This is a genomic window from Streptomyces indicus (assembly GCF_900100315.1).
GTDB lineage: Bacteria > Actinomycetota > Actinomycetes > Streptomycetales > Streptomycetaceae > Streptomyces > Streptomyces indicus.
The window spans coordinates 433,629-448,274 of record NZ_FNFF01000005.1 but is presented as its reverse complement, the minus strand read 5'-3'; the positions used below and the strand labels follow the sequence as shown (position 1 = coordinate 448,274).

Sequence of the window (14,646 nt, the reverse complement as noted above, 5' to 3'; positions counted from 1 at the left end):
TGATTGACTGTTCGTGGTGCTTCAGGCGGTCCGCCTGCGATGACGGGCCACTGCTAGGCCAGCCCCGCCGGCGATGATTACCGCAGTGCGGAGGCCGGTGAGCACCGGCCAGGGTGTCTGTGATTCCTCGGTCTTCTCCGGCGGGGTGTCCGCTGCGGCTTGTTTGTCGTCGACAGCGGGCTGTGGGCTCTCGGGTTTCGGCGTCTCGGCGAGGTCCGGCAGGGGGCACTCGTCAGCGGGCCCGTGATCGCCGGAGGATTTATGCGCGATGCGCGGGCGGACGATGCCGTAGCCGATATGGGCGTTGCGTTTTTCCCAGGCGGGGTGCTTGGACCAGATCAGGGCTGCGCTTGCGGAGGCGAGCGCGATGGCAGAGCTGGTCCATTGCCGATGGAGACTCCGGTCTTCCCTGCACATGCCTGCACATGCCTGCACGATCTGCTCACCTGGTGCGGTAATCGCGGTCTGCGCCTCGGCGATTGCATCGGAGGCGCGGGTCAGCCACTGGGAGGCAGCCTCCCTGTAATCACCAAGCCGCAGCGTTACGTTGGCGAGATCGCCGCTCCATGTACGGAAGGCGGAGGCTCCCTCACCCTTCCACTCCACATGCTGAGGACAAATCTTGAGCTCTGCTGCAATCTCGCGGATCGACTTGGCCGCCGCGGCCAGCCGGTCTGCCTCGGCCTGCACCCCGCCGCTGTTCGCCTGGTCCAGCCACCGCAGCGTCTCGTCATGGGACATGCTCTCAAAGGGCGTACCGCCCCCGGCCGGTGTGTGATCCATCAGCGTCTCCCCGCGCGTCGCCGCATTACCCGAACCGTCATCCGATCAGGTCCGTCAGAAGCCCGAACCACCGGATGTGTCGCCACCAACGCCGTCGGGTACGGCCCCACCGCCATGCCCCATACCGACGCGCTCGGCCTCGTAGCTCCCGCCGTACTGTTCGGTTGCCTCCGCACTGATCGCGCGCATCCGGTCCCGAAGGTCCACGTCGATGTGCTCGTAGCCCTTGTGCGAGGCCTGCATCGCGACGCCCGTGCCCTCGATGGAGTCCGACAGCAGCTTCGGCAGCGTCTCCAGCTCAGGGGGCACCGCGCGATAAGAGAGAAAGGGACCGGCCGCTTCGCCCCACACATTCGCGCCACCGACGAGCTGCTCGCGCGATACCTGTTCTTGGCTCACTCGCCCCGGGCCGGCCGGTGGCTCCTTGAGCTCGCGGATCAACTCGTCGACCCGATCACGAAACCGCGTGAACGCTGAAGGCTCGGTGGCCAGCCGCTCGCCGCGTTCGCCACCGAACCGACGATTCCTGCGGACCAACCTCCCGGCGCACCATCTGGGCTCGCTGAAACCGCAGCCCCGCCCCCGTTTGCCACCGTTCCCTCCCGTAAAGATGCTGCTGGAGGATCACCTTATCTACCGCCACCGACATCACAAGGCCAGGGTGGCCAGTTCGGATGGCCGATGGTCAGATGGCAATGCACTGGATCCGGCGGGCAACCGCGCCGCGGTGGAGCCGTACTGCCCCGTGAACCTTGGCGCGGTCGTCTCACTTCGTGCGGATTGCGGGGCGCCCAGGGCACCGTCGGGCGATGCGGACCTTGGCGTGGTGATGTTCAGGGCGGATGCGTACAGCAGAAATGCCCCGGTGGTGAAACCACTTCGGAGACTGGGCTTCCGCTTTCAAGAGCGCCGGGTGTGGTCGAGGTGTCCCGATCGCGAACCCGCGCGGAGGTCACTGTGCCGTCCTCTCCCGTGCTTGCCACTCTCCTTCTGGTGGTGTCAGCGGTGCTGTTGATTGCCCCCCCCGCGGTGCTGTGGGTCTGCGCTCGCTCGTCTGTTCTCGCGGCTGCCTTCACCTCCTCGACCGCCGGCTTCGCACCTTGCGAGGCGGTAACCGATGACCACACCTTGCGTAGTGCCTCAAGTGTTAGGTGTGCCGCTGGTCGAGCGGCACGCCGAGCGCCGCTGTTGCGGCACGAGCCGTGTTTCGCCGTCTCCTGGTGCAGCGTCAGTTATCGGCGAGGCGATCAGCGACGACGTGCTGATCGCCTCCGAACTGGTTGCCAACGCGACCGAGCACGCCTGCGGACCCTACGAGCTTCGATTCCACCGTGCGGCGGAGTGCAACTGCGAGGTTCACGACGTGACCGGGAGATGTCGGCCCTTCCCGGTATTCCCGCCGCGGCCTCCTATGCTCCGGCCGAGACGCATACGTGGGCCCGGCTCGCCACTTGGGCGGGCCGGGCCCATGGTGCGTCGCGGGGCGGCTTCAGAGGTGTAGGAGCCGTGCCCCCGCGCACAGGCCGTGCAGCAGGTCCGAGCCCGACGTGTGGCCGACGCTGAGGAGCGCGGCGAGGTGGGTGGTGGGGATCTCGCCGGAGCTCGCGGCCGCGTGCAGCAGGGCGGCGACCTCCGGGATGCAGTGGCCCGCTGCCGCGTGCGTGAGCAGCGAGGCCGAGACGAGTGTGGTGCGCCGGTGGGCGAGGGCGGTTGCCGTGAGCAGCGCGGGGAACCAACGCGGCCGGGGGAGCGTGCTGTTGGCGGCGAGCAGCAGTCCGCACAGGATGTCGTCGCCGGAGGGGGTCAGTCCGGGCCCCCGTCCCAGGAGCGCTCCGGCCGCATCGTACAGCGTCCGGTCGGATCCGGAGACGTCCTGGCGGGCGCGCTCGGTGAGCCGCGCCGCCAACGGTGCGATGTCCGGGGTCAGTTCGCGAGGCGGGGTCAGGTGAGCCAGGACTCGCAGCGCCTCGGCGGCCGGAGTGGCCTGGACGCGGGGCGGCGCCCAGGACACCCCGGCCGTGAGGCGCAGCGGCCCCAGCTCGACCCGGCCGCCGCCGATCCGCGCGACCGTGCCGGAGCCGAGCGCGGCGAACGGCCGCTCGCCCGCCCCCGCGCCGAGCACCACGGCTGCCGGTACGCGCACCCCGGTGTGTGCCACGAGGGCGAAGGGGGTGGGCCGGGAGGGTGGGTTCCCGGCCGGTGCAGTGGGGATGGCCGCGTGTGGGTGCCCGTCGGCGTGCGCCAACTCGCTTTCGTAGGGCAGCAGATACACCGCCTGCCCCGCGACGCCGACCACGCGCGCCCACCGCCGCGGCCCCAGGATCAAGGGCTCGACGAGGGTGGAGGGGGCGCACGGGTGGGCGGCGGGGCTCATGCGGCGGTCACCGCGCGGAGCCTGGGGCGGAACCGGTGGAGGTGCGCGTGGCGGACCCGGCGGAGGGGCCTGTGGCGGCTTCGGTTCCGGTGCGCTTGGCGGCGCCGACGGCGGTGTCCGTGGCGGAGTCGGCCCCGGTGCTCATGGCGGGACCGGTGGAGGTGTCCGAGGGGAGATCTGGAGAGGGGCCTGTGTCGCGACCGGCGGCGGAGTCGGCCCCGGTGCCCCTGGCGGGACCAGCCGAGGTGTCCGAGGGGAGATCGGCAGAGGGGCCCGTGGCGCGACCGACGGCGGTGGCCGCGGCTGAACCGGCCCTGGCACCCCCGGCCGAACCGGCCCCAGCACCCCCGGCTGAACCGGCCCCGACGCCTCCGGCGGGATCGGCAAGGGCGCCCGCGAACCCAGTGGCGAAGGGCGGCACCTCCGTCGCCGCCAGCGCCTTGCGGAAGCACTCCAGGGGCGCGTGGGTGAGGCCCGCGCCGATCTGGCCGATGCCCGGCTTCCGGTGTGAGATGCCCGTGGTGACCACGGGCGCGATCCCCGTGTCGAGGACGGCCCGTACGTCGATGCCCACCGGCGCGCCCACGCCGCCGAGCGCCGGCAGGCGGTAGGCCTCGTGGCGGGCCAGGGAGATCCGGGCCATCTCGCGGCTGGTGGCAAGGGCCTCCTCCACGGTGCCGCCCACGAACCCGGTGATCGCGGGGGCGGCCGCGAGCGAGAAGCCGCCCAGGCCGTACGTCTCCGTGATGGCGCTGTCCCCGATGTCGGGGTTGGCGTCCTCGGGTCCGTACCCGGCGAAGTACAGGCCTCGGACCTGGGTGGCGGGCGCGGTGAACCAGGAGTCGCCCAGACCGGCGACCCGGATGCCGACCTCGACGCCGTTGCGCGCGAACGTGGTCACCAGGGTGGAGTGGGGCACGCCGTGCGCGGCCGACGTGGCCAACTTGGCCGCGGCCATGGAGAAGTTGAGGAACCAGTAGTGGTTGTCCGCGAGGAAGCGCAGGACCGCGCGGGCGTGTTCGCCGGTGGAGAGTTCGGCGGCCAGCTCGCGCAGCAGCAGCGCCGACGCGGCCGTGTTCCTGCTGTGGCACTCGTCGCCCATCTGGAGCGCCTGCGCGGTGATCGCGCGCAGGTCCACGCCCTCGCCCCGGGCCCGCAGCGCGGCGCTCAGCGCGGGCGCGAGCACCTCGCCCATCCAGCGGAGCCGCTCCATGACGTCCGCGCCGAGCGCCCCGTAGCGCAGACAACGGCCCGCACCTTCATTGAGGTTGGAGTACGCGCGACGGCCGCTCGCCGCGTCCTCGACCTCGAGCACCGGCATGGAGGGGGAGACGATGCCGCCCATCGGGCCCACGGCCTCGTGGTGATGGCAGGGCTCGAACTCCAACGCGCCGCTGTCGGCCAGGTGTTGGGCCGCTTCGGGAGTCTCCGCCCAGCCTTCGAGGAGCGCCGCGCCGATCACACCCGCGCGCATCGGACCGCACATGTCCGGCCAGGCGATCGGTGGCCCCGCGTGCAGCAGCAGCCGTCGGCCGCTCGTGCGGTCGTCGAGCGCACCGATCGCCTCGCGCGCGGGCAGCACCCGTGTCCACACGGGCCGCACCGCGAGGAGCCGGGAGACCGCTTCCTGGTTGGCGGCCTCCACGGCCGGATGGCCGGTGAGTTCGGCCAGGCGCCAGGCCAGGTCCGGTGCGCCGGCGGCCGGCGGCCGCCAGTCGAGCGCGGTGACCTCGGCGCCTCCGGTACGCGGCACCTCGGCGAAGTCCGGGACGCCGACCGCGGCGATACGGACCGGGGCCTCGCCGAGCAGGGCCGGGTGCCGGCTGGGCGGGGGTGCGTCCTGTCCTGCCAGGGCCGTGGACGCCCCGGATCCGTCGAGCGCGGCGGTCATACGGTGCCTCCTGCGGTGGTCAGGGCCTCGGCGCGGTCGTGCCCGGGCGTGGGCAGCAGCGCGGCCGCGTACGCGATGGCGTCGGTGCTCGTCGGCGCGAGCAGCGCACCCGCCGCGCGCAACCGGTCCTCCTGCGCGGCCCGCCCCTGCGGATCCGCACCGGTCCCGACGACGAACGCCACGACGGGCGGGCGCTGTCGGGCCGGCACCCGCTCCAGCTCTTCCGCGAGGGCCGCCGCCGGGTCGGCGCCCGCGCCGTGGCCGAGCACGACGTCGAGGACGATCACGGCCGTACGGGGATCGGCCAGCGCGACCCGCAGATGGGCAGCGCGCACCGTCGGGTCGATCATCGGGTGGGGGCGGCCCGCGGTGTACGCGTCGTCGCCCAGGTCGAGGATCAGGTGCCGGTCGGGCAGGCGGATCCCGCCCGCGGCCGGCTCGGTCGTTGTCACCGCGCCCGGGACGGCGCGCCTGGCCTCGTAGGCGAACGTGCCTCCCGCGTACAGGGCGCGCAGCAAATGCGTGGAGGGAGCGGGCAGTTGAGGTCCGGAGGGCTCGGGCTGCCGAGGGGGGACGAACGCTTCCGGCACCTTGCCGCCGAGCGCCTCGACCGCCGCGGCCGCGGTGTCGCGCAAGGTGCCGGCCACCGTGACCCGCCCGGAGGGCCGGGCCCGTGTGCAGTCCAGGAAGCAGACCACGACCGGCTTCGAGGCGCGGGCGGCGCGGGCGAGCACCCGCTCGGCCACCTCGGGCGCGGGCGGCTTGGACACGAGGACGATCAGGGCGCAGCCGGGGTCGGCGTCGAGGAGTGCGAAGGCGTCGAGCGTGGTGATGCCGCCGACGTCGGCGCTCAGGTCGCGCCCGCCGGTGCCGATCATCTGCCGTATGCCCTCGCCGTACGCGTCGAGCAGACAGGACACCTGCTGAAGTCCCGTACCGGAAGCGCCGATCAGGCCGATCCTGCCGGGGCGCAGGACGTTGGCGAAGCCGAGCGGCACCCCGTCGACGACGGCCGTGCCGCAGTCGGGACCCATGGCGAGCAGACCGGCGCGGTGGGCCTCCTGTTTGATGCGGATCTCCTGGTCGAGCGGCACGTTGTCGCTGAAGACGAAGGCGTGCATACCGCAGCGCAGAGCCTTGAGCGCCTCCGCGGCGGCGTACGGGCCAGGGGTGGAGATCAGCGCGAGGGACGTGGCGGGGTCGGCCTCGGTGAGCGCGCGGGCGGGCGGTGCCTCCCGGGTGCCGGAGGAGGCGGGGGAGTCGGGCTGTGCCAGCAGGTCGTCGACGGCGGCGAGCGCGAGGGTGAGCGCCTCTGGGTCACCGCGCAGCGCCACGATCAGATCGTTGGGCCCGGCCTCGGCGGCTTCGGAGGTGAGCAGGTGGGCGTCGGCGAGAAGGCGCAGGTTCGCCTCCGTGGCCATCACCAGACTGGCGGCGGCCACGCCGGGCAGATCGCCGAGATGCCGGGCGGCTCGCATCAGGGCTACGGAATCGGCATAGGTGTCGCGGCGCAGGGAGTTGACGGTGCGCACCGCGGTGCTGTCGGGGGCAGTGTCGTCCGTGGCTTGCTCCATGACCCGACGGTACGGTCCGCCCCCCGGGTGCCCGCTTCGGCGCGAAGTGCCAGCAGGGCGGCCGCGATCGCTGGCACCGGCTGACAGTGTCGCGGGCCTTCGGGGCGGCGAACATTCCGGGACACCCGCATCCGTGCCGGTGACCGCGCCCGCATCCGTGCTCCCGTCCCCGCTGCCGAGCGACGAAGAGGTGTCCCCGTATGGACAGCGACAGCCCGCGCACCCAGCCACCCCCCGACGACAAGTCCGCAGCCACCCGGGCCCGCCGGGCCGCCGAGGCCACGGAGGACTTCGCCGCGGACCGGCTGCCGCCCGACGAACGCCGCTCCACTTTGTCGATCACCCTGGTCCGCATGGGCTTCACGGTGTCGGCCACCGATCTGCTCTACGGCATGTCGCTCGGGCTCTTCTTCCCGTTCTGGACCGGCGTCCTCATCGCCGTCGGCTCCTCGCTCGTGGTCAGCGTGGTGTCGATCCTGTGCGGCCTCATCGGCCAGCGTGAACGCATCACCACCGCACTCGGCCTCAAAGCGGCCTTCGGACGCGGCGGCAGCAGGCTGCCCTCTCTGGTCATCGCCCTGCTGTCGGCCGGGTTCGTCGGCTACAGCACCGGCATCACGGCCGGTGTGCTGCCCGGCGGCAAGGACCCGTGGATCGGGCTCGTCTACTGCGTGGTCCTCAGCGCCCTGTACACCGCCCTGTCCATCGTGGGCTTCGGCAAGGGGCTGACCTGGGTCGGGCGGATCAGTGTGCCGCTGATGCTGGTCACCGTCGTCATCGCGGTGGCCGCCGCGGTCGACCACGCGGGCGGCATCGGCGAGATCGTCGGCGCCGAACCGGCCCGGGCCGGCGAGGCCACGGCGCTCGCGCTGTTCGCCCTCGGGGTCAACAAGTGGATGACCGGCGCCACCGTCACCCCCGACATCACCCGCTTCGGCAAGTCCAAGTCGACCGTCTACACCACGACGGTCGCCGAGTTCATGGTCGGCAACTTCGGCTTCAACATGCTCGGCATCCTGCTCGGACTCGGCGTCCGCGAGGCCGACATGGGCGAGGCCTTCGGCATCGTCGGCGTCGGCGCGCTCGCCACGTTCGCGATCTTCGTGCAGGGCTTCCCGCACGAGGTGAACAACATGTACGCGGCCTCGCTCGCCGGACGCACCGCCGTCGACCTGCCGCGGATCGCCGTGAACGTGATCGCCGGCGTCCTCGCCTGCGGACTCGCGTACTACGGCCTGACGGCGGGCATCCTCGACGCCTTCCTGACCTACCTCGGCTATCTCGGTTACGCGATCCCGCTCATCCCCGGCATCCTCGTCGCCGACTACTTCCTGCTGCGGCGCGGACGCTACGACCTGTCCGAAGCAGCCGTGGCGGCCGTCAACTGGCGTGCCGTGTGGGCGTACTTCGCCGGGCTCGGCATCAATCTCGTCCTCGGCTTCGGCTTCGACGACAAGCTCTGGCACACGCTGCCGCTGACCGGGGCGATCCTGTACCTGCTGTTCTCGCTGCCGCAGTGGCGCGCGGCGCGGGCGGCCCGGATGACCGTCGCGGAACCCGTCACCGAAGCCGCGCGCTGAGCAACCGGTGGGCGTGCACCGCCAGTTCGGTCTGCAGCCGGCGCATCGGATCCTTGTCCGGTGCGCCGGTGAGCTTCTCTATCTGCTTCAGGCGGTAGCGCAGCGTGTTGTAGTGGATGTGCAGCTCCTCGGCCGCGTCCACGCCGTTGCGGTCGCGCTGGAGATAGACGCCGAGGCTGTGCACCAGGCTGCTGTCGTGCCGTGTGTCGTGCGCGATCAGCGGGCCGAGTGTGTCGTCCACCAGGGCCTGCAACTCGCCGTCCGGCAGCTGGTTGAGCAGCCGGTACACGCCGCACTCCTCGTACAGGCGCGTGAACGAGCCCTCGGGGCCGTCCAGTTCACGGCCGAGCGCGAGCGCGGAGAGCGCCTCGCCGTGGCTCAGGTGGAGCTCCACGAAGTCGGCGCGCACCGTGCCCGCCGCCACCGCGACCGTGTGCGCGGGGCAGGCCGCGGCGACCGCGCGGTGCAGTGAGGCGCAGGTGCGCCGCAGGGAGGGGCCCGGCTCGACGAGCACCGTCAACCCGCCCGGTGTGCCCCACACCGGGGTCTGGGCGCCCAGCGCGGTGCGGGCGGCGGACAGCAGCCGCTCCTCGGTGACCGGACCGGGCGCGGCGCCCGGCGCAGGTGCGACCTCGACCACCACCGCCGCGCGTGCGCGCTCCAGGTCCCAGCCGAGCGCGGCGGCGCGCCGGGAGGCCTCGGCGCGGTCTCGCGGCGGGTGCGAGACCAGCGCGGTGAGCAGCAGCGTACGGTAGCGGCGCTCGCGCTCGGCGAGCGCGCGCTCCTGCACCAGGAGCATCGTGACCAGGCTCGCCACATGCTCGACGGCCAAGGCGAGTTCGGCCTGGCTCGTACGGGCCCCGGCGCCCCACAGGACCACTTCGCCGCGGCAGCGGTCGCCCACGGTGATGGGCCGGGTCACGGTGGGCGGCGCGTCCGGCACGGGGCCGCCGGCCGTGACGGGCAGCGTGCCGTCGACGGCCTGTACGGCGGCGGGGCAGCCCGTCTCGCGGGCGAGCAGCGCGACGAGTTCGCGCTGCGAGCCACCGCTCAGGACCGCCTGCGAGAGCCGTTCGCGCAGCGCCTGGGTGCGTTCGAGGCTGAGCGCCTGGCGGTTGAGCACCGTGCCGATGACCTCGGACAGGATGTCGTTGAGCATCACCTCGCCCGGCAACTCCACGATGGGGAAAGCGAGTTCGTCGGCCCGCCGCAGCACCGGCTCAGGGATCGCCGGCAGATACGGGCCCACCTTGACGCCCAGGGCGGCAAGACCGCGCCGCGCCATCTCCGGCACCAGCGCGGCCAGGGCGCGTTCGTCGTCGCGTACTGCATAGGCCGTGGTGAGCAGGAACTCGCCGCCGCGCATCCAGCGGACGATGTCCGGCACTTCCATGATGTTGGCCACCCGGATGGGATGCGGCGCCCCGGCGTGGCCCGCGACCAGGCGCGCCCCCGCGAGGGCGGGCAGCTCCAGCGCCTGCGCCACGGTCAGGGCCGAGGCGGGGGCGGTGCGTCGGGCGAGCACTGGGGAACCGGCCACGTTGGCCACTATGGGCGCGAGTTCATGGACTGTAAACGCTGCGGACAGAAGACTGTATACGATTTTTCGGGCGGTCCTTTTCAGGGGGTCGGGCCTTTCGGGGGCGGCGGCCGGGTCAGCTGACTGCGTGGTGGTAGTGGTGCGGCCCACATGTGCCCGTACCCGCGAGCGCATCGCGCCGGCCGGGAACGCCCACACTGTCAGCAGGCGTCAACAAGCCCCGGCCGCTACTGGCACCGGCTGCCCATGACCCGTCGGTGCGGCATTCCTATCGTCCTGACATGCCCGAAGAACCCGCGGTCCGCACACCCGTACCGCCGCTTCCGCGGCACACCACCTCACCTTCCACGGTGCCCGCCACCGCACCCGCGTCGGCACCGGCACCGGCACCCACCACCGTGCTCGCCATCGGCGGCAACGCGCTCCTGCGCGGTGGCCGGCGGGCCACCATCGCCGAACAGTTCGAAGCCGCACGGCAGTTGGCCGCGCCCGTGGCCGCCATGGTCCGTGCCGGCACCCGCGTCGTGGTCACCCACGGCAACGGCCCACAGGTCGGCTTCATCAAGCGGCGCTCCGACCTCGTGGCCGAGATAGCCCCCGAACTCCCGCTGCTCGACCTCGACATGTGCGTCGCCGACTCGCAGGGCAGCATCGGCTACATCCTGGCCCGCGGCCTGTCCGGCGCGTTGCCGGCCGGGGTGCGCCCGGTGGCCGTGCTGACCCACACCGTCGTCGATGCGGCCGACCCCGCCTTCACCCGACCCACCAAACCGATCGGCACGCACTACGCCCGGGACGAGGCCGAACGCCTGGCCGCCCTGCACGGCTGGGCCATCGGCGAGGACGCGGGGCGCGGCTGGCGCCGGCTCGTCCCCTCGCCGGCACCGCGCCTGGTCGTGGAACAGGACGCGATCGCGGCCCTCCTCGCCGCCGGGCAGCTGGTGATCGCCGGCGGGGGCGGCGGCATCCCGGTCGTGGCCGCGCCGGACGGGTCGCTGCGCGGCGTGGAGGCGGTGGTCGACAAGGACGCCACCTCCGCCCTGCTCGCGCGGGGCCTCGGCGCCCAGGAATTGGTCATCACCACCGGAGTGGAACGCATCGCCCTCGACTTCGGCACGCCGCACGAGCGGTTCGTGGACCTGCTCCACTGGGACGAGGCCGAACGGCACCTGGCCGACGGCCAGTTCCCCGAAGGGAGCATGGGGCCGAAGGTGCGGGCCGCGCTGGACTTCCTCGCCGGCGGCGGCAGCAGCGTCCTGATCACCTCGCCGGCGGCGCTCGGTGCGGCTCTCGCGGGACGCGCCGGCACTCGGATCGTGGGCGCCTCGCCGGCGGGCGTTCGTGCCCCTGCCCCGGCCGTACGGGCCGACGACCCGGCGGTACGGGTCGACGCCGCCGACCTTGATCGCAACGTGGCGGCAGCGGAGACGTAACACGGTTCTTGTGGGGTGGGCGCCTGCCTGGGGTGGGCCCGCCCCGGTGTCGGGGTGGGGCGCATGCGCGGGGGTGGGCCGGACATAGCCCGCCCTCCCGGGGGCCCAGCCCAGTCCCAGGCTATCGACCGCCACTGACAACACCCGCCGACACGGAACGGACGCCGAGCCCCAACCCCCCGGATGCAGAGGACACTTGATGCCCCACAGCACCGCCACCGCAAGCACCGCGACCGCAGGCCCTGCCACCGCAACAACCACCACCGCCGCCCTCCCGGTCGACGGCACCCATCACCTCCGTACGACCGAGAAGACCGCCCGGTGGGGCGAACTCCCGCACGCCGGGAGCGCACCCGTCCTGACCGTCGCCGACGGCGAGACCCTCACCATGGACCTCGTCTCGCACGAGGGGATCCTGCCGGACCAGGGGCGTGATCCGGTCGCGTTCTTCGGTGAGTTCGGCGTCCCCGAGCGCGACGTGCTCGCCGACGCCCGTGCGATCGCAGAGTCCGGGCTCGCGCGCGACGCCGTGGTGCTGCCCGGACCGCACATCGTCACGGGGCCCGTCGCGGTGCGCGGAGCGCTGCCCGGTGACCTGCTGCGGGTCGAGACCCTCTCGCTGCACCGCCGCTGCCACTACGGGATCGTGGCCAACCGGCACACCCGCGGCGCCCTGCCCGGCGAACTCCCGCAGGACGAGCTGGAGTTGACCGGACCCTCGCTGCTGCGCGGCCCGACCGGCACCGTCAACGCCTTCTGCACCGTGGAGGCCGGTTCCGGCGGAACCGAGTACGGCGTCCTGCGCTGCACCGACACCCTCAGCGCCCGCTTCCCGCTCAACCCCTTCGTCGGGATCATGGGCGTCGCGAGCGGCAGCGAGGGCACTCCGCTCAGCTCGATCCCGCCCGGCGTCCACGGAGGCAACCTGGACGTCAAACACCTGACGTGCGGATCGTCCTTGTACCTTCCCGTACAAGCCGAGGGCGCCGGCTTCTACGCGGGCGATCCGCACTTCGCCCAGGGCAACGGGGAGGTGGCCCTCACCGCGTTCGAAGCGCCGCTGCGGGCCACCTTCCGGCTGTCCCTCGTACGGGGCGAGGCGGCGCGGCGGGTGCAGGGCCGCGTCGGCGAACCGTTCGCCGAGACCCGTACGCACTGGATCGCCATCGGACTCGACGCCGATCTCGACGAGGCGATGCGCCAGTGCGTCCGTTCCGCGCTCGCCTTCCTCACGGCCACTACCGGCATGGACCGGCAGACCGCGTACGCCTATCTGAGTGCCGCGGCGGACTTCGAGGTTTCGCAGGTGGTCGACCAGGTCAAGGGCGTGCACTGCCTGATCCGCAAGGCCGACTTCCCCGGAGAGCTGTGAGCGCCCCACAAGCCTTGTCCACCCCGCAAGCGCCGTACGCCCCGCAAACCACGTACGCCCTGCAAGCCCCGCACACCCGGTCCGCCCACCGCCGTCCGAGACGCAGCCAAGGAGAGAGACCGTGACGGACCTGCTGCTCCGCGCCGTACGCGTGGAGAACGCCACCGACCCCACCGACGTCCTGCTCCAGGGCGGTCGGATCGCACAGATCGGCCCCGCACTCGCCGCCCCCGAAGGTGCAGAGGTGTACGAGGCCGACGGGCGGGTGCTCCTTCCCGGCCTGGTCGAGTCCCATCTGCACCCCGACAAGGCGCTCCTCGACACGATCCGCCCCAATCCCACCGGCACCCTGGCCGGTGCGATCAGCGTGACGGGGGAGCTGAAGCGGGAGTTCACCCACGAGAGTGTGCGCGCCCGGGCCGAGCAGGTCCTGGAGATGTGTGTGCGCAACGGCACCACGACCGTGCGCGCCCACCCCGACGTCGACCCCATCGCCCGCCTGTGCGGCTTGGAGGTGATGCTCGAACTGCGGGACGCCTGGGCCGACTTGGTGACCGTGCAGATCGTCGCCTTCCCGCAGGAGGGCATCTTCAAGGCCCCCGACACCCACACCCTGCTCCGCAAGTCCCTGGACGCGGGGGCGGACGTGATCGGCGGCTGCACGTATGCCGAGAAGGACCTCGCGGACTGCCGGCGCCATGTGGAACTGGTCCTCGATCTCGCCGTCGAATACGGCGTCCCCGCCGACCTGCACTGCGATTTCTCCGACGACGCCTCGGACCCGCGGTTCGCGCTCGCCGGGTTCATCGCCGAGCAGACCGCCGCCCGCGGCCTCGGCGGACGTGTCGCGCTCGGGCACGTCACCTCGCTCGGCGCCCTGCCGCCCGCCGAACGGCGCGCCGTCGCCGCCGACCTCGCCCAGGCCGGCGTGGCCGTCGTGCCGCTGCCGGCCACCGACCTGTTCCTCGGCGGGCGAGGCGACGAACAGGCCGTACGACGGGCCATCGCACCCGTCCGCGACCTGTGGGACGCGGGTGTGCTCACCGCCTGCTCCAACAACAACATCCGCAACGCCTTCACCCCGTACGGCACCGGCGACCTGCTCGACACGGCGCTGCTCCTCGCCCGGCTCGCGCACCTGTCCGGACCGTCCGACCTGCACCGCGTGCTGCGGCTCGTCACCCACGACGCGGCCCGCGTGGTCGGCCTCACCGACTACGGCGTGCACGTCGGCGCCGCAGCGGACCTGGTGGTGGCCGACACCCGCGACTACGACGCGGTGCTGCTCGAACGGCCCGTGCGCAGCGCGGTGATCAAGGCGGGCCGCATCGTCGCCCGCGCCACGCACACCTCGGAGCTGACCCTTCACCCCGCGCGCCCTGGAGGTCTGACATGACGGAGACGAACACGACCGCGAGTACGAGTACCACCACGACCACGACCACGACCACGACCACGAGCACGAGCGCGCCAGGGGCCGCCCCCGTGATGCGCGAGCGCATACCCCACGAGATCGTGGCCTCCGTGCTCGCCGCCACCACGGCGTTCATCGGCGGCAACGCGCTGCATCTGCCGCCCTGGGCGATCTTCATCGCCTGGGCCGGCACCTTCCTGCTCGGCGGCCCGAACCTCGCCAACGCCAAACGCCTCTGGTGCGCGATGCCGATGGGCTCCACCTTCGCCCTGGTGATCGTGCTCCTGGAGACCAACGCGGGCACGGCCTTCGGCGAGAGCCAGCTCGCCCGCAACTTCTTCGCCGCCCTGTGCATCCTCGTGGTCAACACGACGCTGATGTACACCGGCCGCCTCCCGCTGTTCTCGCTCATCCCCGGCATGTTCTTCGGCTTCGCCTCGTACTTCGCGACGTTCTTCGGCGGTTTCGGCTACGACGCGGGGAACGCCTGGTCGGCCTGGATCTGCGTGATCGCGATGAACGCGCTCGGCCCGGTCTTCGCCTGGCTCTCGGTCCGGCTCGCCTTCCCGGTACCCGTGGAGACGCCGGCTCCGGCGGCGGCTCCCGCGCCCAAGCCCCCGGCCCCGCGCGGCGAACCGGCGTAGCGCCCCGGCCCGCCCGGCTCCTGCCTCTGCACATCTGCGGG

At 72.5% G+C, this 14,646-nt stretch carries 11 protein-coding genes; 5 read left to right on the top strand and 6 right to left on the bottom strand.

Features of this window, described 5'->3' with window-relative positions; translation table 11 throughout:
- Positions 1-21: 21 nt before the first annotated feature.
- The 5 genes from BLT97_RS39000 to BLT97_RS16595 all read right to left on the bottom strand — a co-directional run bounded on the left by BLT97_RS39000 (position 22) and on the right by BLT97_RS16595 (position 6,622).
- Entirely contained in the window at positions 22-783 is a 762-nt protein-coding gene (locus BLT97_RS39000; RefSeq protein ID WP_093610784.1) for a type VII secretion-associated serine protease mycosin, read from the bottom strand.
- A 54-nt stretch (positions 784-837) separates the two neighbouring features.
- Positions 838-1,320, bottom strand: a complete 483-nt coding sequence (locus BLT97_RS16610; RefSeq protein WP_143041340.1) for a hypothetical protein — start codon at positions 1,318-1,320, stop codon at positions 838-840.
- A 952-nt stretch (positions 1,321-2,272) separates the two neighbouring features.
- Complete coding sequence (locus tag BLT97_RS16605; RefSeq protein ID WP_093610780.1) at positions 2,273-3,157, bottom strand: oxamate carbamoyltransferase subunit AllH family protein; 885 nt, start codon at positions 3,155-3,157, stop codon at positions 2,273-2,275.
- A gap of 7 nt (positions 3,158-3,164) precedes the next feature.
- Positions 3,165-5,048, bottom strand: coding sequence for a YlbE family protein (locus BLT97_RS38905; protein WP_281251131.1), 1,884 nt, complete (start codon positions 5,046-5,048; stop codon positions 3,165-3,167).
- Complete coding sequence (locus BLT97_RS16595) at positions 5,045-6,622, bottom strand: AllF/FdrA family protein (protein WP_245769364.1); 1,578 nt, start codon at positions 6,620-6,622, stop codon at positions 5,045-5,047. The genes BLT97_RS38905 and BLT97_RS16595 overlap by 4 nt, the downstream gene beginning before the upstream one ends.
- A 200-nt stretch (positions 6,623-6,822) precedes the next feature.
- Between BLT97_RS16595 and BLT97_RS16590 the strand changes: the two genes are divergently transcribed.
- The gene (locus BLT97_RS16590) at positions 6,823-8,202 is read left to right on the top strand and encodes a purine-cytosine permease family protein (protein ID WP_093610778.1); all 1,380 of its coding nucleotides are present in this window, start codon (positions 6,823-6,825) and stop codon (positions 8,200-8,202) included.
- Here the strand turns inward: BLT97_RS16590 and BLT97_RS16585 are convergent.
- Entirely contained in the window at positions 8,183-9,742 is a 1,560-nt protein-coding gene (locus BLT97_RS16585) for a PucR family transcriptional regulator (protein WP_245769363.1), read from the bottom strand. The genes BLT97_RS16590 and BLT97_RS16585 overlap by 20 nt on opposite strands.
- 281 nt (positions 9,743-10,023) lie before the next feature.
- On the opposite strand from BLT97_RS16585, the gene BLT97_RS16580 reads away from it, so the two are divergent.
- From BLT97_RS16580 to BLT97_RS16565, 4 genes are all read left to right on the top strand, one after another.
- Positions 10,024-11,175, top strand: coding sequence for a carbamate kinase (locus tag BLT97_RS16580; RefSeq protein ID WP_093610776.1), 1,152 nt, complete (start codon positions 10,024-10,026; stop codon positions 11,173-11,175).
- A 199-nt stretch (positions 11,176-11,374) separates the two neighbouring features.
- A complete protein-coding gene (locus BLT97_RS16575; protein ID WP_093610774.1) occupies positions 11,375-12,547 on the top strand; it encodes an acetamidase/formamidase family protein in 1,173 nt (390 codons plus the stop codon).
- 121 nt (positions 12,548-12,668) lie between these two features.
- Positions 12,669-13,943, top strand: a complete 1,275-nt coding sequence (locus BLT97_RS16570; protein ID WP_093610772.1) for an amidohydrolase family protein — start codon at positions 12,669-12,671, stop codon at positions 13,941-13,943.
- On the top strand, positions 13,940-14,605 hold the full coding sequence (locus BLT97_RS16565) for a DUF1097 domain-containing protein (protein ID WP_245769362.1): 666 nt from the start codon (positions 13,940-13,942) through the stop codon (positions 14,603-14,605). The genes BLT97_RS16570 and BLT97_RS16565 overlap by 4 nt, the downstream gene beginning before the upstream one ends.
- The last annotated feature ends 41 nt before the right edge of the window (positions 14,606-14,646 follow it).

Excerpts from the sequence above, each read along its gene's own strand:
- BLT97_RS16580 (WP_093610776.1), top strand. The coding sequence starts at position 10,024 with ATGCCCGAAGAACCCGCGGTCCGCACACCCGTACCGCCGCTTCCGCGG.
- BLT97_RS38905 (WP_281251131.1), bottom strand. The coding sequence starts at position 5,048 with ATGACCGCCGCGCTCGACGGATCCGGGGCGTCCACGGCCCTGGCAGGA.
- BLT97_RS16565 (WP_245769362.1), top strand. The coding sequence starts at position 13,940 with ATGACGGAGACGAACACGACCGCGAGTACGAGTACCACCACGACCACG.
- BLT97_RS16590 (WP_093610778.1), top strand. The coding sequence starts at position 6,823 with ATGGACAGCGACAGCCCGCGCACCCAGCCACCCCCCGACGACAAGTCC.
- BLT97_RS16605 (WP_093610780.1), bottom strand. The coding sequence starts at position 3,157 with ATGAGCCCCGCCGCCCACCCGTGCGCCCCCTCCACCCTCGTCGAGCCC.
- BLT97_RS16575 (WP_093610774.1), top strand. The coding sequence starts at position 11,375 with ATGCCCCACAGCACCGCCACCGCAAGCACCGCGACCGCAGGCCCTGCC.
- BLT97_RS39000 (WP_093610784.1), bottom strand. The coding sequence starts at position 783 with ATGGATCACACACCGGCCGGGGGCGGTACGCCCTTTGAGAGCATGTCC.
- BLT97_RS16595 (WP_245769364.1), bottom strand. The coding sequence starts at position 6,622 with ATGGAGCAAGCCACGGACGACACTGCCCCCGACAGCACCGCGGTGCGC.